The sequence below is a fragment of the Roseobacter phycocola genome, from assembly GCF_042055075.2.
Taxonomy (GTDB): Bacteria; Pseudomonadota; Alphaproteobacteria; order Rhodobacterales; family Rhodobacteraceae; genus Roseobacter.
Genome location: NZ_CP194010.1, coordinates 1,422,901 through 1,442,511, shown reverse-complemented (window position 1 = coordinate 1,442,511; position 19,611 = coordinate 1,422,901). Strand labels below are relative to the sequence as shown.

The following is a 19,611-nucleotide window of genomic DNA, read 5'->3' as shown; positions in this document are numbered from 1 at the left end:
CCTGTCAGGCCTGTTCCGCGATCAGCCGTTCAATGCCCGCCACGATGGAGGCCACCGTCGAGATGTCAAAATCGCTGCCCGAGGGGGCGTTGGCGTTAAAGGGCACAGATATGTCGAAGGTTTCCTCGATCGAGAAAATGCTTTCAACCAGCCCGAGGCTGTCGATGCCAAGGCTTTCCAGTGTACTGTCGGGCGTGACGTCTGACGGGTCCAGCACAGCCTGTTCGGCGATGATCTGGATGACCTGATCCTGAATGCTCATCGGCATGTCCTCCGTGGCTCTCACGCAGGGGATTTAGTCATTCTCTCCGCGTTTTAAAACCGCTTTCTGCAGGGCAGAGAACTCCCGCATCAGGCGCGGCAGCCGGCGCAGCGCTTTGTAGGTTTCGATATGCGTGTCCATTTTGATGCCCGGATAGCCAAGGATCGTACGGCCGGCGGGCACATTGGACAGGATCTTGGTCCCGCCCCCTGCAATCACCCGGTCGCCGATAAAGATGTTGTCGGTCACGCCGACCTGTCCGCCGAGCACCACGTTGTTGCCGATGGTCACCGACCCCGCAATGCCCGCCTGACCGCAGAGCAGGCAGTCGCGGCCCACGACCACGTTGTGGCCAAGGTGCACAAGGTTATCCAGCTTGGAGCCATCACCGATCACGGTATCGCGGATCGTGCCGCAGTCGACGGTGGCGTTTGAGCCGATTTCAACATCGTCCCCGATGGTGATGCCGCCCAGCGAGTGAATCCGCGCCCAGGACTGGGCCGTGGCCTCCTGCTGGTCGCCAAGCGTGCTGCGGGCTTTTTCAACGGCGGAGACTTCAGGTGTTGTGAACGAGAATCCGTCGCCGCCGACGCGGCAGCCGGGCTGGCAGATCAGGCGCGCGCCGGCCCTGACCTTCGCGCCGATGGAGACATGTTCGCGGATCAGGGCGCCCTCGCCCAGGATGCTGCCGGTGCCGATGTAGCAATGTGGTCCGATGACCGAGCCCGCACCGATCTGCACACCGGACGCGATGACCGTGAAGGGGCCGATGCTGACATCCGGTGCGATCTGCGCATCCTCGGCAATGATGGCGCTGGGATGGATGCCGGGCGCGAAGCCCTGGCCGTGATCCATCAGAGCAGTAAGCCCGGACATGGCATAGCGCGGGCGGTCCGGAATGATCGCAGCGGTGAGGCCCATGGCCTGCCAGTCAGCCCCCTGCCAGAGCATTGCAGCCCGCGCGTTGCCTTCGGACATATGGGCTGCATACTCCTCGCGGGTCGCCATCGCCAGATCGTCCGGTCCGGCAGATTGTGGCTCGGCTACACCGGCGATGGAAATGTCGGCATCGCCGAAGACTTCAGCTCCGATCGCTTCTGCGATCTGACGGACGGTATAACGCGCCATGAATGAGGGCTTCCTTTGTGGTCAGGATCCCTGATTTAACCCTGAACCGCGCGCATTGCCACCCCTGCACCCGCAAGCGCCTTCCAGATGCGGCCGTCGCGGCCATAGATGTCGCGGCGAAAACGGACCTTGCCTTTTTCATCTGCGAAGGCAGTCCGGTAGATGATGTGCACGGGCACCGGTTTCTTCAGCGGCACAGTGGTTTCCTTGCCGGTGGCCAGTTTCGCCTGGAAGAATCCTTTGGGATCACTCGTCTGTTTGGCCAGCAGCGCATAGGCAAAGTCGAATGGATCTGCGAGGCGGATACAGCCGTGGCTGTAGGCGCGGACCTCACGGCCAAAGAGGTTTTTGGCCGGGGTGTCATGCAGATAGATGTTGTGTTTGTTCGGGAACATGAACTTTACCAGACCCAGCGCGTTGCCGCGGCTCGGCGGCTGACGCATGGCAAAGGGGAATGTGCGGGCGTCAAACTGGGTGAAATCCACGGCGGACCGGTCGATGCGGCGTCCGGAGCGGTCGGTGATTTCGATATGATTGACCGCATTCGGGTTCTTCTGCAGCTCGGGCAGATATTCCTTGGTGATGATGGAGCGCGGGACATACCAGCTTGGGTTGATGACCATGAATTCCATGACGTCAGAGAATTCCGGTGACTGACGGTCGGAATCGCGCGCGCCGATCACAGAGCGTGTTGAAAAGGTGACCTTGCCGTTGTCGAAAATCTTGGCAGAGAAATCAGTCAGGTTGACTTCGATGTGACGTTTGCCGCGGTCAAGGTTGAGCCAGCGCTCGCGCTCCATTGCGACGATCACGGACTGCAGGCGGTCTTTGACGGAGCGGTTGATCTCCTTCATCGTGCCGGGCCCGACAACGCCATCCTCTGCCAGTCCGTGCGCGCGCTGGAAATAGAGGACAGCGCTTTGCATGGCAGCGTCATAGGTCTGGCCGGAGCTGCGTTTCATATAGCCCATGCGCACCAGGCGGTTGCGCAGTGCCACAACTGAGTTCCCCGTGGCACCCGGCTTGAGGGTTTTCGAACGGACGGTGGCCCCCCACCCCCCATCGGCGAGCAGCCGCTCAAGCCGCAGTTTTTCCTTCATCAGCGCGGTGTATTCGGGCGTGTCCGGCGGCAGGGCGCGGAAAAAACCCGCCGGTGAGGATTTCACAAAGTTGGTCAGGTAGGACCCCCGGTCGCGGTACGGTACCTGACGGACAATCGCTTTGTCGACGCGACCCGGCACCAGAACACCGGTCTGGATATCACGTGCATACTGCAGGAAAACCCGGCTCATTTCGACTTCGAGAGCGCCCAGCTCGGCCGTCGTACGCGCGTTTTGCATACGGGCTTTCAGCCCGGCCAGATCATAACGGTTTTCCGGCAGCCCGTGGTTTCCGGAACGCTCCAGCGCTTTGATCAGCTCCGCGCGGCGCTTGCGGTCCTTGCCCTTGCCTGTCCAGATGCTTTCAAAGCCATTTGCCTGATAAAATGCGGAAATGTCGGCGTCACGCGCGGCTGCTGAGGCGACAGCCTGTTTGAAGGCGGTGTTGTCGGCACGCGCAGCGGAAGGCTGCGACACAAGCAAAAAGGCCGCAGCGAAAAACGCCAGCAGACCGGAAAGAACGCGAACGGATGAAAAGGCGCGCAGGTACATAAAAACCCTCACTCGAAAAATAGCAGACACCCTGTTTTGCCGGGCCTCACGCAGTGCTGTCCAATAACATTTCATGTTCACGTCAAGGAAAGGTGAAAATGATGCAGCGATGCACCGGTTCCCGAAAATTCAGGTTTGCGCGGGATATGCGCGGTTTTTTGCCTAAAATTGTCCGGAAACAGGGCATTGCCCTTTCACGACTTGGTTAACAATTGTGCCTATGACATAAAACCGTTGCATCTGGGACAGAGATGACGAGCCCGTGTAACATCACGGGCCAGGCAGGAACGAGGCAAGACCAGGTTATGACGAACGACAGCTCAGCGGGCTTAACACGCCGTGCGCTTCTTCAGGCATTTGCCGCGACAGCGCTTGTTGCAGCCCCCACATACAGCAATGCAGCAGGCTTTCTGAGAGGCGGAGGAGATATCCGCCGCATCAGCATGTATTCCGGCCGCACAGGCGAGCGGATCGATACGATCTACTGGATCGAGGGAAAGTACATTCCCGACGCGGTCAAGGAAATCAATTACTTCATGCGCGACTGGCGCACAGATGGATCCATCTCGATGGATCTGCGGACAATCGACATCATGGCCGCCACGCATAACATGCTGGACGCGTCCGAGCCTTATATGCTGCTGTCCGGCTACCGCAGCCCGCAGACGAACGCGATGCTGCGCTCGCGCAGCCGTCGTGTGGCGAAAAACTCACTGCACATGAAGGGTCAGGCTGCGGATCTGCGGCTGACGTCCCGTTCGGTCAGCCAGATGGCAAAAGCTGCGGCGGCCTGCCGGGGGGGCGGTGTTGGTAAATACTCCGGCTCCAATTTTGTGCATATGGACTGTGGAGTGGTACGTACCTGGGGTCGCTGACCCCTGTGCCAACAGAATTGCCGCCGCCCGGCGCCTGAACGAGTTGCGGAAAAGCCGGCTCAACTCCATAGGTCCAGTGGACCGCATTGCAGAAGTCGTTCCGGCTTACCCCGTCCGCATCCCGCCAAAGACCGGCGAAGCTGCAAAAGAACTCAAAAAAAGTACACTCACCAACCTCTGCAACGCGCGTCCTGCATTGCCAGACTCCGCGGAAGTGCGTTGGACGAGGCTGTGGCCGAGGCATAAAGATGGGGCGACGACTGGAGCGACGGCAAACTCACTAAAGACGAAATTGTCGCCCGACCGTTCGACCTCAACCAGGAGCGTGCGAAGAGGGACCGGCCTTGGACACTTGGCTGATTTGGATCGGTATAGGATTTGCAGCCCTTGTAGCCTTGTGGCTGATGTTTTGGGTCTTGAGGCAAATCATTTCCGGCGCTGTCACAATTTTCTGGCTCGCCGCCGCACAAGGGTTTCCCGGGGTCGCAGGCTACGTCGCAGTTTGGGTTTTTCTCCTGCCCCTTATGGCGTTGGCCTGTTTTGCAACTGGCCTTGTCGTCAACTGGTCGGTGGCGAAAGAGGCACGGGGCATAAGATCGACAAATGCCTGGCGACAAAAGCACTTGGGCGAAAAGCCATGGCAACAAGACCCAACGATTCCACCGGACGACCCCAAGGAACATATAAAGTGGGCGAATAGAGAGCCGCCTTACAACACATGAAAACCGACCATACGTAAATAAAATGGCGGGCTGATTGGAGGATGGCAGCACATGGAGCCATCATAACTATTTTTAATTTTGCGATTTTTGCATTTAAGTGGCGGACCCTAGAGGATTCGAACCTCTGGCCTCTGCCTTCGGAGGGCAGCGCTCTATCCAGCTGAGCTAAGGGTCCCTGCCTGCGGTATAGACGCGACCGCCGGGTCCTGCAATTGCAAAAAGTGCTGCCGCTCAGGCAAAAAGATCGTGCGCCAGTTCGAGCGCATCGACCAGCACATCGACCTCCTCCCTGGTATTATAAAGGCCAAAGGACGCCCGGCAGGTGGCAGACACGCCCATGTGCTCCATCAGCGGGCCCACGCAATGCTGCCCTGCCCGCACGGCGACGCCTTTCTTGTCGAGGATGGTCGAAATGTCATGGGCATGGGCCGCGCCATCCAGCGTGAAGCTGAAAATGGCGCCCTTGTCCGGGGTCGTGCCCTGCACCTGCAGCCAGTTCAGCCCGCCCAGCCGTTCGGCTGTATAGTCGCGCAGGGTGTTTTCGTGCGCGGCAATGTTCTCCATGCCGAGCCCCATCATGTACTCAAGCGCCACGCCCAGCCCGATGGTCTGCACGATGCCTGGTGTGCCGGCCTCAAACTTCATCGGCGGATCGTTGTAGGTCACCGCATCTTTGCTGACCTCCCGGATCATGTCGCCGCCACCGATAAAGGGGCGCATCTCTTTCATCCGGTCCATTTTCACGAAAATCGCGCCGGAGCCGGAAGGGCCGTAGAGCTTGTGCCCGGTGATCGCGTAGAAATCACAGCCGATGTCCTGCACATCCACCGGCTGGTGCACGGCGGCCTGGCTGCCGTCGACCAGAACGGCAACGCCACGGGCATGCGCGGCCTCAGTGATCGCTTTGACGTCCACACGGGTGCCCAGCACGTTGGACAGATGGGTAATGGCCACCAGTTTGGTGCGCGGCCCGATGGCATCAATTACTGCCTGAGGATCCAGCGCGCCGGTGCTGTCCACATCGACCCATTTCAGCACCACGCCCTGACGTTCGCGCAGAAAGTGCCAGGGCACGATGTTGGCGTGGTGTTCCATCACGCTGAGCACAATCTCATCGCCCGCTTCCATGCGCGGCATGGCCCAGGAATAGGCCACCATGTTGATGCCTTCGGTCGTGCCGGAGTTCAGAACGATCTCATCCTCGGAGCCTGCGTTCAGAAAACGGGCGATGACACCCCGTACGCTTTCGTATTTGTCCGTCGCCAGGTTCGACAGAAAATGCAGCCCGCGGTGTACGTTTGCATATTCGTTTGCGTAGGCGTTTGTGACCGCATCGATCACGACCTGCGGTTTCTGGGCAGATGCGCCGTTGTCGAGGTAGACGAGCGGCTTGCCGTTGACCTCGCGCGACAGGATCGGGAAATCGCCACGGATTTTGTTGACGTCATACATTGGCGGGTACCCCCATGGCGGAAACGCCGATCAGAGACAGAAGAAGAGACAGGCCCAGCACCATCGCGGCCGATCCGGCAATCAGCACGCCGACGGCATGCCACAGCGAGTTCAGCTGCAGGCCGATGTTCAGGAAGTTCAGAAAAATCCACAGTGTCGCGATGCCGACAAAGAGCAGAAACAGCGTCGCGATGGCCGGCACCGTCAGCAGCAGCGCGATCACCACGATCTGCGCCGCCGTCCGCAGCACCTGAAGCCATATCAGCAGCTGCAGCACATCGTTCATGTTGTCCGTTCCGCCCAGCATCCGGCCGGTCCAGAAAAGCGCGTGTACCATGACCACGAAGCCACCGGCCACAAGCGTGAAATACACAAACGGGTTGGTCACAATGGCGTCCAGCGGTGCCGGTACGGGCAGCAGCAGGTGAGACGCATAGGACAGGATCGTATTGGCCACCGAGATCAGCGCAACAGCAATCCAGAGCACCTGTCGCGGCAGGCGTGTGCTGAGCAGAACGTCAGATGCTGCTTTGGGATCACGCAGGGTCAGCAGGGCCAGTGCGGGCCAGGTATTGGTCTGCGTCATACGTCGCCCTTTTCACCCGCCAGCATGCCACTGATCCAGAACCAGGCGAATACGGCGATCCAGGCAAAACCCACGATCTGCAGCTCGATGCCCGGTCCGATAAACCCTGCCACAAGGCCGTTCAGCAGCACAAGTGGTGAGGCTGCGAGCAGTGCCCAGAACAGCGCGATACGCGCGCTGTACCAGCTGCCCCTGCCCCGCATGAGTTTTGCGGCGATATGGCTGAGGGCCGCCACGCAGTAGAGGATGAGCGGCGCAATAAAGACCCATGCCATGAGCGACGCGCCCATCAGCATGTTGAGTTCCTGACCCGTCAGATGTGCCTCACGGGCAAGACGCGGCAGCTGCGCCAGAAACATCAGGACACAACCCGCCATCAGGTAGGCCAGCGCACGGTCTTCCCGGTGCCCGGCCGCCAGAAGGCGGCGGACGACCCGGCCCGGTCCGCGGTAGGTGGCCGGAATGTCCCGTGTGACCGGCATCAGCTGCGGTGCCGTTCCAGCCAGCCGGTCAGACGCGCATTGATTTCGTCGCGCAGTGCCTCGTCTTCGATCTCGTCAACCGCTTCGGCCAGAAAGGCCAGGGTCAGCAGATCGGTGGCCGGCCCTTCGGGCACGCCGCGCGAGCGCAGATAGAAAAGCGCATCCTCATCAATCGCACCGGACGTAGAGCCATGGGAACAGGCCACGTCATCGGCGTAGATCTCAAGCTCGGGCTTGGCCAGGAACTGGCTGTCGTCATCCAGCAGCAGCGACTGGCTGATCTGGTAGCCGTCGGTTTTCTGTGCCCCGGGCTGCACAAGGATTTTGCCCTGGAACACGCCGGTGGCACTATTGCGCAGCACCTTTTTGAACACCTGGCGGCTTTCGCAGTTCACCGCGTCATGCGTGATGAACACGGTATCATCGTGGTGGAAATCGCCGTCTCCGACACAGGCACCGGCCACGTGGGCCACGGCGTCATCCCCGGTCAGCTCGATCACACATTCATTGCGTGTCAGCACCCCGTTTGCGGTCAGCGTGAAGGATTTGAATGTGCTTTCGGTGCCGAGCCGCGCGAAGATATGCGTGGCCGCGCGGCGTTCGTGGTCCCGCCCCTGTGCGCGAACGTGGTGGAACGCGCCTGTGTCGGCGATATCCACTTCCATCACCTTGTTAAACCGTGCCGCAGCGGGCCCGTTTTCCAGCACAGTGATTTCAGCGCCTTCGTCCACGCGGATCACGTGGTGCAGAATCGCATCGGAGGTCTCAGAGTTGTGGCGGTATGTGAGGTTCACGGGTTTTGCCGCCTTGCCGGTCACATGGATCAGCACGCCATCCGGGGCAAAGGCTGTGTTGAGTGCTGCCAGCGGGCGTTCGACGGGGTTCTGGCCCTTCGCCTCGAGCACACCATAGATATCGCGCGCCCAGTGGATGTCGGCCTGGGCCTCTGCCAGCCGTTCGATGCTGACGCCTGCCAGGTCCAGATCATCAGAGGCTTCCGCGTCAAAGACGCCATCCACAAAAACGATGTTCAACCGGTCAATGCTGTCAAAAAGAGGTGCTTCATCGTGCTCAAAAAGCGCGGCGGGCATGGGTGCCGCCTGAACAAGCGTGTCGGGCCGGGTGTATTTCCAGTACTCATCGCGCCGCTCGGGCAAGCCCATGGCCGTGACCCGGGACAGGGCCTCGCGGCGCGCGGCCTCAGCGAACCCGCCTGTGGGCAAGTTCAGCCCGGCAAGGCGCGCCTCTGTGGCGCTCTGTTTCAGTGCTGCGTCCGCCATTATGCCACCTCAGAGAGAATACCGGCGTAGCCGTTGTTCTCGACCTCAAGCGCCAGCTCGGGACCACCGGTTTTCACGATCCGGCCGTCCGCCATGATGTGCACAACGTCCGGTTTGATGTGATCCAGCAGGCGCTGGTAGTGGGTGATTACCAGAAAACCGCGACCCTCAGAGCGCAGGGCATTCACGCCTTCGGCCACCAGTTTCATCGCATCCACATCAAGACCGGAATCGGTTTCATCGAGGATGCACATCTTGGGTTCCAGCATCGCCATCTGCAGGATTTCGTTGCGCTTTTTCTCACCGCCGGAGAAGCCGACGTTAACCGGGCGCTTGAGCATATCCGCATCGATTTTCAGCTCTTTTGCACGGGCACGAACGGCCTTGAGGAAATCGGCGGCGGACATTTCCTCTTCGCCGCGGGCTTTGCGCTGTGCGTTCACAGCTGTGCGCAGGAAGGTCATGTTGCCCACGCCGGGGATCTCGACCGGGTACTGGAATGCGAGGAAGAGACCAGCTGCCGCACGCTCTTCGGGTTCCATCTCCAGCACGTCCTCGCCCTCAAGCTCGGCGGAACCCCCCGTGACCTCGTACCCGTCCTTGCCGGACAGCACATAGGACAGCGTGGATTTACCCGACCCGTTGGGGCCCATGATCGCGTGCACCTTGCCCGCTTCAATCTCCAGATCCACACCCTTGAGGATCTGCTTGTCTTCTTCCTCAAGCTGCACCGCGAGGTTTTTAATGCTCAGCATATCATTGTCCTTTCCTGAACGCATTCCGCGTTATTTTCTCAAGCCTTGCGGCGTGTTCTTAAAGTTCTATTCGATTGTGACGGCAGTGCCGGAGACCGAGACCATCAGCATGCTGTCGCCCACGACTTCGTAATCCAGATCAACACCGACAACGGCGTTGGCACCAATCTGCGCGGCGCGGTCCTCGATCTCGGCCATCGCCTCGTCGCGCGCGTCCTTGAGCTTGCCCTCATAGGCGCCGGAGCGCCCACCGATCACATCCGTGACGCTGGCAAAGAAATCACGCACGATATTGGCGCCCATGATCGCCTCACCCACTACAATGCCGTGATAGGAGGTGATGCGGCGCCCTTCGATGGTGTTGGTGGTGGTGAGGATCATCGTTCTTTCAGTCTTTCTTTCAAAGTGTCCACTGCTGTCTGAACTCTCTCAACAGACAGTCTGTAAAAGTCTCCAGCCACAAGCCCCGAAGGTCGTTCCACCCCTGTCACCTTGAGCGTTTGCGTAAAGTGCGACCCCGACAACGTCACAAAGTTTGGGTCTTCACCAGAAAACCGGTTGTACATTCGTCCACCAAACCACTTCTGTCTTTCTTGCGCATTTCTCGCATCAGCCAGCTTTCTGCTTAGAAAAACGTACAAATCGTAGTCAGTAGGCAACGGAACTATGTCCGCGGCCCTAGAAAGTGCAGATATCAGGGAGCCAATGCCACCGGCGTAAGCGGCTGTAGCTCCCCTACGCCAATCCTTCGGATTGGCGCACTCCCCTTTCTGGTTAACCAACCGACCCCTCCAGCGAAATCGCCACCAGCTGCTGCGCTTCCATGGCAAACTCCATTGGCAGGGCCTGTAGCACGTCCTTGCAGAAGCCATTGACCACCAGTGCCACAGCCTCTTCTTCGTCCATGCCCCGCGAGCGGCAATAGAACAGCTGGTCGTCGTCCACCTTGGATGTCGTCGCCTCATGCTCCACACGGGATGAATTGTTCTTTACCTCGATATACGGCACCGTGTGCGCCCCGCATTTGTCACCGATCAGCAGGCTGTCGCACTGGGTATAGTTGCGCGATTCCTTCGCCTTGGGGTGCATCGACACCAGCCCGCGATAGGTGTTCTGCGCCTTGCCCGCGCTTATGCCCTTGGAGACGATCCGCGACTTGGTGCGCTTGCCCAGGTGCACCATCTTGGTGCCCGTATCGGCCTGCTGCATGTTGTTGGCAATGGCGATCGAGTAGAACTCGCCCTGGGCATCGTCTCCGCGCAGAATGCAGGAGGGGTATTTCCAGGTCACCGCAGAGCCGGTTTCCACCTGCGTCCACATCACCTTGGCCCGGTCGCCCCGGCAGTCCGCGCGTTTCGTGACAAAGTTATAGATACCGCCCTTGCCCTCTTCGTCGCCCGGATACCAGTTCTGCACGGTGGAATATTTCACCTCAGCATCTTCCTCGACGATGATCTCAACGACCGCCGCGTGCAGCTGTGCGATGTCACGCTGTGGCGCTGTGCAGCCCTCAAGGTAGGACACATACGACCCCTTGTCGGCGATGATCAGCGTGCGTTCAAACTGGCCGGTGTTTTCCGCGTTGATACGGAAGTAGGTCGACAGCTCCATCGGGCAGCGCACGCCCGGCGGCACGTAAACGAAGGACCCGTCCGAGAAGACCGCCGAGTTCAGCGTGGCATAGTAGTTGTCCGAGACCGGCACGACGGATCCGAGATATTTCTTCACCAGCTCCGGATGCTCTTTGATCGCCTCGGAGATCGAACAGAAAATCACGCCGGCTTTTTTCAGTTCATCCTGGAAGGTTGTGCCGACGGAGACGGAGTCAAACACCGCATCCACCGCGACCTTGCGCGGCTCGTCGCCCATTTCCTCGGCGCCCTCGACACCGGCGAGGATCATCTGCTCTTTCAGCGGAATGCCCAGTTTATTGTATGTTTCCAGAAGTTTAGGATCAACCTCGTCCAGCGACTTAGGTTTGACCTCCATCGATTTCGGCCGCGCGTAGTAATACTGGTCCTGGAAATCGATTTCCGGGTAATCGACCATGGCCCATTTGGGTTCTTTCTTCTGCAGCCAGCGCTCGTAAGCTGCCAGACGCCATTCGGTCATCCATTCCGGCTCTTCGTTCTTTTCCGAAATCAGACGCACGATGTCCGGGCTGAGCCCTTTGGGCGCGTATTCCATCTCGATGTCGGTGGACCAGCCGTATTTATACTTGCCGCCAACCTCGCGCACCGCGTCGACCGTTTCCTGATCAACGCCCTCTTTTACCTGCACGTCAGCCACGTCAGAATTGTCCAGTGCTGCCATCTCGTCCTCCGGTTCTCACGCCGCACGGGCGCGGAATTTCTTTTCCTGTTTCAGCCATGCATCGGCGAACCGCAGCACGTCTTCTTCTGTGGTCTCCAGCCCCAGCGATACGCGGATCGCGGAGCTGGCTGTCTCGTCGTCATAGCCCATCGCCTGCAGCACCGTGCTGGCGCGTACCTTGCCGCTGGAACAGGCCGATCCTGCGCTGACCGCAAATCCGGCAAGGTCCATCTGGATGACCTGGGCCTCACCTTTCCAGCCCGGGGTCGCAAAGCAGCTCGTGTTGGGAAGGCGTGGCGCCTCTTTCCCGACAAAAATAGTTTCCTTTGCACCGGCTGCAAGGGCGTTTTCTAGAATCTTTCTAAGTTTTTCGACCCGGTCCCAGCTGCCGCCTTCAATATCGCGCGAGGCGGCTTCTGCTGCGGCCCCGAAACCTGCAATCCCGATGACATTTTCTGTGCCCGACCGGCGGCCCATCTCCTGACCGCCGCCCGGTGCCAGCGTGGCGATATCAAGCCCCTGTTTTACGATCAAAGCGCCGACACCTTTCGGGCCGCCAAGCTTGTGCGCAGACAAAACCGCCAGATCGGCACCGCTTTGTGCAAAACTGACCGGGATCCGTCCGGCGGCCTGTGTCATGTCAAGCATCAGCCAGTCCGCCCTGACCGCACCCCAGCACCATTTCCCGCCTTCCCGCTCGGGCAATGTGCTGATGACGCCGGTCTCGGAATTTGCGAGGCCCATGGCAAGCGTGATGTTGTTCCCCGGTACGTCAACTGCAGCCTGAAAGGCATGCGACGTGATCGCGTCATGGGCCACCGGATCTGCAACCACAGTGTTCCCGGCAGGCAGATCATCGAGCACCCGCGCAGCCTCGGTGGCCCCGCTTGTGAAAACCACCTCTGAGGTCTTGCAGCCTGCCAGCGCAGCCACTGCCCGGCGTGCCTCTTCAACAAGCCCCTTCGCAGCCCGCCCCTCGGCATGCACTGACGACGGATTTCCCATGACATCCATTGCCGCTATCATCGCGTCACGGGCTGCAGCGCGCAGCGGAGTTGTTGCATTATGGTCCAGATAGGTCCGCACGTTACCGGGCCATCCGTTTCTTCTGGCCCGAAATATCCCCGGGGGAGCGCGAGGGGGCAGGAAGCCCCCTCGTTTTCCGGATGAACTCAACAAGACCGCCAATCATCACTCATCCACAACGTTGAAAAGACCGGGCACCGCCGGACAGGGCGCGAGTTCGTTGCCGATGATGTCCGACAGCCGCGTCTGGTGCAGAAAAACGTAGACATGCGCGCTCAGGCTTTCCCATAACCGGTTGGTCAGAGACTGCGCGCGACTGCCCGATGCACCACCCGACGCACCCGCACCTTTGTGCATGGCATCAACGGTCTCATCCACGGCAGACAGAATATCAACCACGCGGATATCCGACGGACTGTGCGCCAGACGGTAGCCGCCGCCGGGTCCCCGGACAGATGTGACCAGCCCTGCCCGGCGCAGTTTCACAAACAGCTGTTCCAGATAGGGCAGCGAGATCGACTGCCGCTCGGCGATATCTCCCAGCGGTACAAGCCTGTCCGCGGGCTGCAGCGCGATATCCGCCAGTGCCACCATCGCGTAGCGCCCTTTTGTCGAAAGCTTCACCTGTGATCCTCCAGCCTCCGGCGTTCCCCGCGCCATCTGATTGACGGCCTGCGATAAAATGCCTAAATCCGGTACGCACCCGCCGACACGCGCCGGGCAATAAGATTAGAACCGTTCTAAGGTGGCTGAGCGAATTCGTCAAGAATTGCTGTGACACCGGAACCCGATAGCAGGGATACACATGCCCGAGGTCATCTTTCCAGGACCCGAAGGCCGTCTTGAAGGCCGTTACCACCCCCAGAAAGAACGCGACGCGCCGATTGCAATTATTCTGCATCCGCATCCGCAGTTCGGCGGCACCATGAACCACGTGATCGTGCACCGAATGCACTATGCGTTCTACAACATGGGGTTCACTGTGCTGCGGTTCAATTTCCGTGGCGTGGGCCGCAGTCAGGGCGAATACGATCAGGGCATCGGCGAGCTGAGCGATGCGGCCTCGGCACTCGATTACCTGCAGTCGATGAACAATAATTCCAAACATTGCTGGGTTGCAGGGTTTTCCTTTGGTGCCTGGATCGGCATGCAGCTGCTGATGCGGCGTCCGGAGATCACCGGCTTTATCTCCGTGGCACCGCCGGCGAATATGTATGACTTCTCCTTCCTCGCCCCCTGCCCGGCCTCCGGTCTGATCATCAATGGCACCGCTGACCGCGTGGCGCCGCCCTCAGACACTGAAGCGCTGGTTGCGAAACTGCACGAGCAGAAGGGTATCACCATCACCCACGAACAGGTTGAGGGTGCCGGTCACTTCTTTGAGGAACCGCATCAGGAAACTCTGATCGACACAACCACCGCCTATGTCAAACGGCGGCTGACGGAAACCACAAGGTAGCCTTATGGGTATTGTCGAGGATGTCGCCGATGAACTGGCCGTCGAAAGCCTGAAGATCATCAATGCTACAGGTGACGATGCATTTGTGAACCGGATCGCGGAAACCATCGGCGGCTCATCCCAGACCATGGAAGAGGCCTATCTGACGGCGGTCCGGGTCCGGCGCGCAGAGCAGCGTGCGCGCGAACTGCTGAAGACGCTCAAGGACGACATGGCACGGACCCTGCCCACGCCCGGCGATGACTGACAGGCTTGACGCGCAGATTGCGTTTCTGTCGGAGGCAGACAAACTGAAATCCGTGCTGCGTGCCTCGCGCCTGCATGACAATTCACGGTTTGAGAACTCGGCCGAGCATTCCTGGCATGTGATGCTCTATGCGTTGGTGCTGGCCGACCAGGCGGGTCCAGACGTGCGCATTGACCGCGTGCTCCGAATGCTTCTGCTGCATGATATTGTCGAGATCGACGCAGGCGATAATCCGATCCACGGCACGGTTGACCATTCGGCCATGGAAAAGCAGGAAAAAGCGGCCGCTGACCGTCTGTTTGGTTTGCTGCCGGCCGATCTTGGCGCTGAATTCAGAGCGCTCTGGGACGAATTTGAAGCGGCCGAAAGCCCGGACGCCATATTTGCCAAATCCATCGACCGGGTGCAGACGCCCATTGGCAACCTTGCCAATGGCGGCGGATCCTGGGTGGATTACGGTGTCACCTTCGAACAGCTGGATACGCGTGTTGGTGTGCCGGTACGCCGCGGCGCACCGGGCCTCTGGGCGTGGCTGCTGCCCAGGCTTCAGGGCTTCTTTGCGAAGTAAGCTGCCCAGGGCATGCCCTTGCATTAAGCATTGCGTAAAAATAGTTTGGTATACCGTCGTATACCAATTCAAAAAGCCGACGTTCTGCGCTACACCCGCATCAGGCCGATTCACGTAATTTTACAGGAGCGCTCCATGACACGTATTAAGGTGGATAACCCCGTCGTTGAACTCGACGGCGATGAAATGACCCGGATCATCTGGGACTTCATCAAAAAGAAGCTCATCCTTCCCTATCTGGACATTGATCTGAAGTACTACGACCTCGGCATCGAAGCCCGTGACGACACCAACGATCAGATTACTGTGGATGCGGCCCACGCCATCAAAGAATACGGCGTCGGCGTCAAATGCGCGACCATCACACCGGATGAAGCTCGGGTTGAGGAATTCGGCCTCAAAGAGATGTGGCGCTCGCCCAACGGTACAATCCGGAACATCCTGGGCGGCGTGATCTTCCGCCAGCCGATCATCTGCAAAAACGTGCCCCGTCTTGTGCCGGGCTGGACGAAACCCATCGTGGTCGGCCGCCACGCGTTCGGTGACCAGTATCGCGCGACAGATTTCAAATTCCCCGGCAAAGGCAAACTGACCCTCAAATATGTGGGTGAAGACGGCACCGAGATTGAAAAAGAGGTTTTTGACGCCCCCGACAGCGGCGTCGTCATGGCGATGTACAATCTGGATAAATCGATTATCGATTTCGCCCGCGCCTCGTTCAACTATGGTCTGTCTCTGGGCTGGCCAGTCTATCTGTCGACCAAGAACACCATTCTGAAGCAATATGACGGCCGGTTTCTGGAACTTTTTCAGGAAATCTATGACAAAGAATTCGCAGACCAGTTCAAAGAGGCGGGCATCTGGTACGAACACCGGCTGATTGACGACATGGTGGCCTCGGCCATGAAATGGTCGGGCGGTTACGTCTGGGCGTGCAAAAACTACGACGGCGACGTGCAGTCCGACACTGTGGCTCAGGGCTTTGGTTCTCTGGGGCTTATGGCGTCGGTGCTGATGACGCCCGATGGGAAAACCGTCGAGGCGGAGGCCGCGCATGGGACCGTGACGCGCCATTACCGGCAGCACCAGAAGGGCGAAGAGACGTCCACCAATTCTATTGCGTCGATTTATGCCTGGACGGGCGCGCTGAAACACCGGGCCAAACTGGATGAAAACGCCCCTCTTCTGAACTTTGCGGAGACGCTGGAAAAGGTCATCATCGACACTGTCGAGAGCGGCTTTATGACCAAGGACCTGGCGCTGCTGGTCGGACCGGACCAGGGCTGGCTCACGACAATGGGCTTTCTGGAGAAGATCGACGAAAATCTGAACAACGCACTCGCGGGCTGACACACCGGGCAGGTCTTTCAGGCGCCATCTGCCCGCTCTGCAGGGATCTGCGTGAAGCGCGTGCGTACCGCCCGGCGTCGCCGGGCGTCCGGACGCTCCAGCATCCAGCATGGCGCAAAAAGAAAAAGGCCTGCCAGAAGCGTTGCTGCAGAAGCAGAAAGCGGGACCTGCCGGACCGGGCTCTTTTCGTTTGAAACAGCTGGGGTCCGATCCGGAAACCACCAGTCATCCCTGGTGTCCCACCGCAGCATATGGCCACCACCAGCCTTTGTCACAGTGGCCAGAAAAAGGGAGATATTTTCCCGTTTATCCGCGAGCGGCATCCGCAGCCGGTCCACCGGGAATTCCGTCAGGGTCTTTGGGATGTCACCATGCATTCTCACTCCGGCGGCCGGAAACAATCTGCCGGTATCAATGCCCGGGTCTGCAGGGCGCACAAAGAAAGTGTTCGGGTGAGGTACAAAAAAATCGCGGGTCGCCGCGCAGGCAGACCCGCTGAACGTGAGCACAACAAGAAATGAATAAAGGAATCGCATGAGGACCTCCCATCGTCCGGTGGAATCCGGAGAACTCTGGTCGGGCCGCGGTTTACAAAACCTTAAATTAACGCAAATTAAACGTGAATTTTATGCGTTAACCTGTTGTTATCATTGTCCTCTGTTGTGAGTTTTTGCGTATAGCTGCGCCACGATACGGCTGGCGGTTTTCTCGAAAAGACACGGGATAACCGCATGCACAAGTGCAGCACCTGCGGCCATAAACAGCAGGCCGGAGAACTTTGCGGCAAAGAACATGTGCTGAATGAAGGTTTCATCGACTTTGGCCGGGTGATCGAGAAAAACGCGCTGTATCATCTGAAACTCCTCTGACTTTCTGACAGCTTATGCGTTCTGGCAGATCAAAACGTCCCAATGTTTCGCGTAAATTTGTTGATGTTGGGAAAAAAGTACCTGATATATCCGGATATGGTGAAATTCGATGAAGCTGATCGCCGGATACTGATGGAATTGCAGCGTGATGCCTCGTTGTCACTGGATGCGCTTGGGGAACGCGTCGCGCTGAGCCGAAATGCCTGCTGGCGGCGGGTCCGCGCGCTGGAAGAAGCCGGTGTGATCGCCGGTCGTGTCACCCTGATTGATCCGGCCATGGTGGGCCAGGGCCTGATGGTGTTCATCCAGATCCGCACGCGTGAACACGCCCCGGACTGGCTGGACCGTTTCCGGGCAGCGACCCGCGCGATGCCGGAAATTCTGGGTGTTTACCGGATGAGCGGTGATCTGGACTATCTGATCCGCGCGCGCGTGGCGGATATGGCCGGGTATGATGCACTCTATCAGCGCCTGATCCGCAAGGTTCCTCTCGCAGATGTCTCGGCCAGTTTTGTGATGGAAGAGATCAAGGACACGCACGAACTCCCGCTCTGACATATGGCGCGCCCGGTCTGAGGGCAACGGCTGCACAGTGGACACGGTGCGGCATTGTTTTCACTGGTATTCCGCGCGGTCTCACGGTATGCGCGCGTCAAACGCGCCAAAGCTGCGCTTCCTCCCGATCTGAAGGCTATTGTTATGGACCTGCGAAACATCGCAATCATCGCTCACGTTGACCACGGCAAAACGACGCTCGTGGACGAGCTGCTTAAGCAGTCGGGCACTTTCCGTGAAAACCAGGCCACGGCGGAACGCGCCATGGACAGCAACGATCTGGAGCGCGAGCGGGGGATCACGATCCTTGCCAAAGCCACGTCGGTGGAATGGAAAGGGACACGGATCAATATCGTGGACACGCCCGGTCACGCCGACTTTGGCGGCGAGGTCGAGCGCATTCTGAGCATGGTGGACGGCGTTGTCCTGCTGGTGGATGCCGCGGAGGGCCCGATGCCCCAAACGAAGTTTGTGACCTCCAAAGCGCTGGCGCTGGGGCTGCGTCCGATTGTTGTGCTGAACAAAGTCGATAAGCCGGATGCCGAGCCGGACCGGGCGCTGGATGAGTGTTTTGATCTCTTCGCCAACCTTGGGGCGGACGATGATCAGCTGGATTTCCCGGCGATGTATGCCTCCGGTCGGTCCGGCTGGGCGGACATGGAACTCGACGGGCCGCGCCAGGATCTGACCGCTCTGTTTGATCTGATCGTGGATCACGTGCCGGCACCGGCGCAGCTGACACAGCGCGACGAACCATTCCGCATGCTGGCCACGACGCTGGGCGCTGACCCGTTCATTGGCCGTATTCTGACGGGCCGGGTTGAATCCGGTACCGTGAAGGCGGGTGAAACGGTCAAAGCTCTGAGCCGTGATGGCGCGCAGGTCGAATCCTTTCGCGTGACCAAGGTCCTGGCCTTCCGCGGCCTGACCCAGCAGCCGATTGATCTGGCTGAAGCCGGCGACATTGTGAGCCTTGCAGGTATGTCGAAGGCGACCGTGGCGGACAGCATCGTTGCACCTCAGGTGACCGAGGCCCTGCCCGCCCAGCCGATTGATCCGCCAACCATCACCGTGACCTTCGGGATCAATGACAGCCCGCTGGCCGGCCGTGACGGCAAGAAGGTTCAGTCCCGTGTCATCCGCGAGCGTCTGCTGAAAGAAGCGGAATCCAATGTGGCCATCCGCGTAAGTGACACGCCCGGTGGTGAGGCCTTTGAGGTCGCTGGTCGCGGTGAGCTGCAGATGGGCGTTCTGATCGAGAACATGCGCCGTGAGGGTTTTGAGCTGTCCATTTCGCGCCCGCAGGTGCTGTTTCAGGACATTGATGGTGTGCGCCACGAACCGATTGAGGAAGCCACCATTGACGTGGACGACGAGTATTCCGGTGCGGTGATCGAAAAGATCACAGGCACACGTCGCGGCGAACTGGTCGAAATGAAACCTGCAGGTGCAGGCAAAACACGGATTGTGGCGCATGTGCCGTCGCGCGGGCTGATCGGGTATCACGGAGAATTTCTGACCGATACGCGGGGCACCGGTGTGCTGAACCGGGTGTTTCACGGCTGGGCGCCGCACAAGGGCCCCATTCCGGGCCGGCGTGCGGGCGTGCTGATCTCTATGGAGAACGGGACGTCGGTGGCCTATGCGCTGTGGAACCTGGAAGAACGCGGCAAGATGATGATCGGCGCGCAGGCGGATGTATACACCGGCATGATCATTGGCGAGCACAGCCGGGACAATGATCTGGAAGTGAACCCGCTGAAAGGCAAAAAGCTGACCAACGTGCGCGCCTCAGGTTCAGATGAAGCAGTGCGTCTGACCACGCCAATGACGCTGAGCCTGGAAGAAGCGATTGCCTATATTGATGACGACGAGCTGGTCGAAGTGACGCCGAATGCCATTCGCCTGCGCAAACGTTATCTCGATCCCCATGAGCGCAAGCGCATGGCGCGCGCCAGCTGATCCCGCGCCCGGGGGCTGCCTGCCCCCGGACCCCCGGGGATAATTCCCGCCAGAAGAAACGGGCGGGT

The 19,611-nt window shown here is 59.3% G+C and carries 21 protein-coding genes and 1 tRNA gene; 7 read left to right on the top strand and 15 right to left on the bottom strand.

The features are described 5' to 3' along the window. Positions 1-4: 4 nt before the first annotated feature. From AB4K19_RS07110 to AB4K19_RS07100, 3 genes are read right to left on the bottom strand one after another with little or no spacing between them, the layout of a single operon-like run. On the bottom strand, positions 5-262 hold the full coding sequence (locus AB4K19_RS07110; protein WP_375227726.1) for an acyl carrier protein: 258 nt from the start codon (positions 260-262) through the stop codon (positions 5-7). Between the two features lie 33 nt (positions 263-295). Then, complete coding sequence (gene lpxD, locus AB4K19_RS07105) at positions 296-1,390, bottom strand: UDP-3-O-(3-hydroxymyristoyl)glucosamine N-acyltransferase (protein WP_375227725.1); 1,095 nt, start codon at positions 1,388-1,390, stop codon at positions 296-298. A 35-nt stretch (positions 1,391-1,425) separates the two neighbouring features. Further along, a complete protein-coding gene (locus AB4K19_RS07100) occupies positions 1,426-3,042 on the bottom strand; it encodes a L,D-transpeptidase family protein (protein WP_375227724.1) in 1,617 nt (538 codons plus the stop codon). Between the two features lie 305 nt (positions 3,043-3,347). Between AB4K19_RS07100 and AB4K19_RS07095 the strand changes: the two genes are divergently transcribed. Next, positions 3,348-3,917 (top strand): YcbK family protein, encoded by a 570-nt coding sequence (locus AB4K19_RS07095; RefSeq protein WP_436399379.1) that lies wholly within the window; start codon positions 3,348-3,350, stop codon positions 3,915-3,917. Positions 3,918-4,737: 820 nt separating this feature from the next. On the opposite strand, the gene AB4K19_RS07090 is transcribed toward AB4K19_RS07095, so the two are convergent. From AB4K19_RS07090 to AB4K19_RS07045, 10 genes are all read right to left on the bottom strand, one after another. Then, positions 4,738-4,814: transfer RNA gene (locus AB4K19_RS07090), tRNA-Arg, on the bottom strand. Between the two features lie 56 nt (positions 4,815-4,870). Further along, positions 4,871-6,091, bottom strand: a complete 1,221-nt coding sequence (locus AB4K19_RS07085) for a cysteine desulfurase (protein ID WP_375227723.1) — start codon at positions 6,089-6,091, stop codon at positions 4,871-4,873. Next, positions 6,084-6,677: a YIP1 family protein gene (locus AB4K19_RS07080; RefSeq protein ID WP_375227722.1), complete on the bottom strand. Its 594-nt coding sequence runs from the start codon at positions 6,675-6,677 to the stop codon at positions 6,084-6,086. Before AB4K19_RS07080 ends, AB4K19_RS07085 begins: the two co-directional genes overlap by 8 nt. Continuing rightward, a complete protein-coding gene (locus AB4K19_RS07075) occupies positions 6,674-7,159 on the bottom strand; it encodes a YIP1 family protein (protein ID WP_375227721.1) in 486 nt (161 codons plus the stop codon). Before AB4K19_RS07075 ends, AB4K19_RS07080 begins: the two co-directional genes overlap by 4 nt. Further along, on the bottom strand, positions 7,159-8,439 hold the full coding sequence (sufD, locus tag AB4K19_RS07070; protein ID WP_436399378.1) for a Fe-S cluster assembly protein SufD: 1,281 nt from the start codon (positions 8,437-8,439) through the stop codon (positions 7,159-7,161). Before sufD ends, AB4K19_RS07075 begins: the two co-directional genes overlap by 1 nt. Beyond that, positions 8,439-9,194 carry a Fe-S cluster assembly ATPase SufC gene (gene sufC, locus AB4K19_RS07065; protein ID WP_375227720.1) on the bottom strand — a complete coding sequence of 252 codons (756 nt, stop codon included), beginning with the start codon at positions 9,192-9,194 and terminating at the stop codon, positions 8,439-8,441. The genes sufD and sufC overlap by 1 nt, the downstream gene beginning before the upstream one ends. Positions 9,195-9,260: 66 nt before the next feature. After that, positions 9,261-9,575 (bottom strand): heavy metal-binding domain-containing protein, encoded by a 315-nt coding sequence (locus AB4K19_RS07060; RefSeq protein WP_375227719.1) that lies wholly within the window; start codon positions 9,573-9,575, stop codon positions 9,261-9,263. A gap of 393 nt (positions 9,576-9,968) precedes the next feature. After that, positions 9,969-11,507, bottom strand: coding sequence for a Fe-S cluster assembly protein SufB (gene sufB / locus AB4K19_RS07055; protein ID WP_436399377.1), 1,539 nt, complete (start codon positions 11,505-11,507; stop codon positions 9,969-9,971). 15 nt (positions 11,508-11,522) lie between these two features. Continuing rightward, positions 11,523-12,533, bottom strand: a complete 1,011-nt coding sequence (locus AB4K19_RS07050; protein WP_436399535.1) for a cysteine desulfurase family protein — start codon at positions 12,531-12,533, stop codon at positions 11,523-11,525. A gap of 165 nt (positions 12,534-12,698) precedes the next feature. Next, positions 12,699-13,157 (bottom strand): Rrf2 family transcriptional regulator, encoded by a 459-nt coding sequence (locus AB4K19_RS07045; RefSeq protein WP_375227718.1) that lies wholly within the window; start codon positions 13,155-13,157, stop codon positions 12,699-12,701. 181 nt (positions 13,158-13,338) lie between these two features. On the opposite strand from AB4K19_RS07045, the gene AB4K19_RS07040 reads away from it, so the two are divergent. The 4 genes from AB4K19_RS07040 (at position 13,339) to AB4K19_RS07025 (ending at position 16,157) form a co-directional block, all read left to right on the top strand. Further along, a complete protein-coding gene (locus AB4K19_RS07040) occupies positions 13,339-13,992 on the top strand; it encodes an alpha/beta hydrolase (protein ID WP_375227717.1) in 654 nt (217 codons plus the stop codon). A gap of 4 nt (positions 13,993-13,996) precedes the next feature. Further along, on the top strand, positions 13,997-14,239 hold the full coding sequence (locus AB4K19_RS07035; RefSeq protein ID WP_375227716.1) for a hypothetical protein: 243 nt from the start codon (positions 13,997-13,999) through the stop codon (positions 14,237-14,239). Continuing rightward, positions 14,232-14,807, top strand: a complete 576-nt coding sequence (locus AB4K19_RS07030; RefSeq protein ID WP_375227715.1) for an HD domain-containing protein — start codon at positions 14,232-14,234, stop codon at positions 14,805-14,807. The genes AB4K19_RS07035 and AB4K19_RS07030 overlap by 8 nt, the downstream gene beginning before the upstream one ends. Positions 14,808-14,942: 135 nt before the next feature. Beyond that, complete coding sequence (locus AB4K19_RS07025; RefSeq protein ID WP_375227714.1) at positions 14,943-16,157, top strand: NADP-dependent isocitrate dehydrogenase; 1,215 nt, start codon at positions 14,943-14,945, stop codon at positions 16,155-16,157. 17 nt (positions 16,158-16,174) lie between these two features. Here the strand turns inward: AB4K19_RS07025 and AB4K19_RS07020 are convergent, their stop codons facing one another. Together AB4K19_RS07020 and AB4K19_RS07015 are read right to left on the bottom strand one after the other, a co-directional pair. Continuing rightward, positions 16,175-16,534 carry a hypothetical protein gene (locus AB4K19_RS07020; RefSeq protein ID WP_375227713.1) on the bottom strand — a complete coding sequence of 120 codons (360 nt, stop codon included), beginning with the start codon at positions 16,532-16,534 and terminating at the stop codon, positions 16,175-16,177. Positions 16,535-16,804: 270 nt separating this feature from the next. Then, complete coding sequence (locus tag AB4K19_RS07015; protein ID WP_375227712.1) at positions 16,805-17,011, bottom strand: DUF6356 family protein; 207 nt, start codon at positions 17,009-17,011, stop codon at positions 16,805-16,807. A gap of 111 nt (positions 17,012-17,122) precedes the next feature. Between AB4K19_RS07015 and AB4K19_RS07010 the strand changes: the two genes are divergently transcribed. Together AB4K19_RS07010 and typA are read left to right on the top strand one after the other, a co-directional pair. After that, positions 17,123-17,581, top strand: coding sequence for an Lrp/AsnC family transcriptional regulator (locus AB4K19_RS07010; protein WP_375227711.1), 459 nt, complete (start codon positions 17,123-17,125; stop codon positions 17,579-17,581). Positions 17,582-17,725: 144 nt separating this feature from the next. Continuing rightward, positions 17,726-19,543 carry a translational GTPase TypA gene (gene typA, locus AB4K19_RS07005; protein ID WP_436399376.1) on the top strand — a complete coding sequence of 606 codons (1,818 nt, stop codon included), beginning with the start codon at positions 17,726-17,728 and terminating at the stop codon, positions 19,541-19,543. Positions 19,544-19,611: the final 68 nt, after the last annotated feature.

What these genes read in the sequence shown, in the direction of transcription:
- AB4K19_RS07110 (WP_375227726.1), bottom strand. Translation starts at nt 262, where the DNA reads ATGAGCATTCAGGATCAGGTCATCCAGATCATCGCCGAACAGGCTGTG.
- lpxD (WP_375227725.1), bottom strand. Translation starts at nt 1,390, where the DNA reads ATGGCGCGTTATACCGTCCGTCAGATCGCAGAAGCGATCGGAGCTGAA.
- AB4K19_RS07100 (WP_375227724.1), bottom strand. Translation starts at nt 3,042, where the DNA reads ATGTACCTGCGCGCCTTTTCATCCGTTCGCGTTCTTTCCGGTCTGCTG.
- AB4K19_RS07095 (WP_436399379.1), top strand. Translation starts at nt 3,348, where the DNA reads ATGACGAACGACAGCTCAGCGGGCTTAACACGCCGTGCGCTTCTTCAG.
- AB4K19_RS07085 (WP_375227723.1), bottom strand. Translation starts at nt 6,091, where the DNA reads ATGTATGACGTCAACAAAATCCGTGGCGATTTCCCGATCCTGTCGCGC.
- AB4K19_RS07080 (WP_375227722.1), bottom strand. Translation starts at nt 6,677, where the DNA reads ATGACGCAGACCAATACCTGGCCCGCACTGGCCCTGCTGACCCTGCGT.
- AB4K19_RS07075 (WP_375227721.1), bottom strand. Translation starts at nt 7,159, where the DNA reads ATGCCGGTCACACGGGACATTCCGGCCACCTACCGCGGACCGGGCCGG.
- sufD (WP_436399378.1), bottom strand. Translation starts at nt 8,439, where the DNA reads ATGGCGGACGCAGCACTGAAACAGAGCGCCACAGAGGCGCGCCTTGCC.
- sufC (WP_375227720.1), bottom strand. Translation starts at nt 9,194, where the DNA reads ATGCTGAGCATTAAAAACCTCGCGGTGCAGCTTGAGGAAGAAGACAAG.
- AB4K19_RS07060 (WP_375227719.1), bottom strand. Translation starts at nt 9,575, where the DNA reads ATGATCCTCACCACCACCAACACCATCGAAGGGCGCCGCATCACCTCC.
- sufB (WP_436399377.1), bottom strand. Translation starts at nt 11,507, where the DNA reads ATGGCAGCACTGGACAATTCTGACGTGGCTGACGTGCAGGTAAAAGAG.
- AB4K19_RS07050 (WP_436399535.1), bottom strand. Translation starts at nt 12,533, where the DNA reads ATGATAGCGGCAATGGATGTCATGGGAAATCCGTCGTCAGTGCATGCC.
- AB4K19_RS07040 (WP_375227717.1), top strand. Translation starts at nt 13,339, where the DNA reads ATGCCCGAGGTCATCTTTCCAGGACCCGAAGGCCGTCTTGAAGGCCGT.
- AB4K19_RS07035 (WP_375227716.1), top strand. Translation starts at nt 13,997, where the DNA reads ATGGGTATTGTCGAGGATGTCGCCGATGAACTGGCCGTCGAAAGCCTG.
- AB4K19_RS07030 (WP_375227715.1), top strand. Translation starts at nt 14,232, where the DNA reads ATGACTGACAGGCTTGACGCGCAGATTGCGTTTCTGTCGGAGGCAGAC.
- AB4K19_RS07025 (WP_375227714.1), top strand. Translation starts at nt 14,943, where the DNA reads ATGACACGTATTAAGGTGGATAACCCCGTCGTTGAACTCGACGGCGAT.
- AB4K19_RS07020 (WP_375227713.1), bottom strand. Translation starts at nt 16,534, where the DNA reads ATGCATGGTGACATCCCAAAGACCCTGACGGAATTCCCGGTGGACCGG.
- AB4K19_RS07015 (WP_375227712.1), bottom strand. Translation starts at nt 17,011, where the DNA reads ATGATACAGCGCGTTTTTCTCGATCACCCGGCCAAAGTCGATGAAACC.
- AB4K19_RS07010 (WP_375227711.1), top strand. Translation starts at nt 17,123, where the DNA reads ATGGTGAAATTCGATGAAGCTGATCGCCGGATACTGATGGAATTGCAG.
- typA (WP_436399376.1), top strand. Translation starts at nt 17,726, where the DNA reads ATGGACCTGCGAAACATCGCAATCATCGCTCACGTTGACCACGGCAAA.